Source organism: Solibacillus sp. FSL R7-0682, assembly GCF_038005985.1.
GTDB lineage: Bacteria > Bacillota > Bacilli > Bacillales_A > Planococcaceae > Solibacillus.
Map to the genome: position 1 here is coordinate 1 of NZ_JBBOUI010000008.1, position 1,647 is coordinate 1,647.

Sequence of the window (1,647 nt, forward strand, 5' to 3'; positions counted from 1 at the left end):
CTGTACGTCTTACAAATGGAGATAAAGAAATTATCATCGGTACAAAAAATGGTCTCCTTATTCGTTTCCCTGAAGATGCGGTCCGTTCTATGGGACGTACAGCTACTGGTGTAAAAGGAATCACTCTGAGTGAAGAAGATGAAGTGGTGGGAATGGAAGTTCTAGAAGAAGGGGACAACATTCTAGTAGTTACGAAAAAAGGTTATGGTAAACAAACACCAGCTGATGATTATCGTATTCAGGGTCGTGGTGGTAAAGGAATTAAAACGGCCAATATTACTGAAAAAACTGGGGATCTCGTTACGATGAAAGCTGTACGTGGTGAGGAAGACATCATGTTGATTACCACTGGCGGTGTCATTATCCGTATGGGAGTAGAAGATATTTCAACTATGGGAAGAAACACGCAAGGTGTAAGACTTATTCGAATCGATGAAAGTGTGAATGAATTCGTCTCTACTGTAGCAAAAGTTGAAAAGGAAGAAGAAAAAGATGGAGAAGAGCGAGCAAAGCCACTTGAAACTGCAGAGGAATTGCCTGAAGCATCTATCGACAGTGAAGATGAAAGAGAATAAACAAATTGTTTAAATCAAATGAGTGCCGACACAATTCAAATTTCAAAATTGAATTGTGTTCGGCTTTTTTATTAGGATGAGATCATTTTAATGACTACCTTTAGCAAACTACTACAGACTATACTAATAGGGTTTTATAGATTCTTTTAGGAGTATCAATGGAGGTATTTCTTGGTGTTAACTATGAATGAAATGGTCAATAAATTATTTTATAAAAATAATTGTTGAATAATGCTTGCAAATAGTGGTTACTGCTGATATACTTATTCAAGTCAGCAAGAGGACGACATGAAAGATTGATTGACATCAAAAAAAGATGTTGACTCAGATGACACGATATGTTATATTAATAAAGTCGCTTCTGAAGCGAACGAGATTGTTCTTTGAAAACTGAACGAACGTAAAACGTCAAGCGTAATTCTAAAAAAGCTGATTTATCAGCAACAAAGCACCATAGGTGCAAACGAGCTAATCAAACACTTTATTGGAGAGTTTGATCCTGGCTCAGGACGAACGCTGGCGGCGTGCCTAATACATGCAAGTCGAGCGAATCTGAGGGAGCTTGCTCCCAAAGATTAGCGGCGGACGGGTGAGTAACACGTGGGCAACCTGCCTGTAAGACTGGGATAACTCCGGGAAACCGGGGCTAATACCGGATAATATCTATTTATACATATAATTAGATTGAAAGATGGTTCTGCTATCACTTACAGATGGGCCCGCGGCGCATTAGCTAGTTGGTGAGGTAACGGCTCACCAAGGCGACGATGCGTAGCCGACCTGAGAGGGTGATCGGCCACACTGGGACTGAGACACGGCCCAGACTCCTACGGGAGGCAGCAGTAGGGAATCTTCCGCAATGGACGAAAGTCTGACGGAGCAACGCCGCGTGAGTGATGAAGGTTTTCGGATCGTAAAACTCTGTTGTTAGGGAAGAACAAGTACCGGAGTAACTGCCGGTACCTTGACGGTACCTAACCAGAAAGCCACGGCTAACTACGTGCCAGCAGCCGCGGTAATACGTAGGTGGCAAGCGTTGTCCGGAATTATTGGGCGTAAAGCGCGCGCAGGC

The 1,647-nt window shown here is 42.7% G+C and carries 1 protein-coding gene and 1 rRNA gene; both read left to right on the plus strand.

What is annotated here, in order from left to right; genetic code table 11:
- Positions 1-575: DNA gyrase C-terminal beta-propeller domain-containing protein (locus tag MKZ17_RS20530; RefSeq protein ID WP_340725659.1), on the plus strand; the 575-nt coding region annotated here is incomplete at its 5' end.
- Between the two features lie 481 nt (positions 576-1,056).
- Positions 1,057-1,647, plus strand: a 16S ribosomal RNA gene (locus MKZ17_RS20535); the annotation flags it as partial.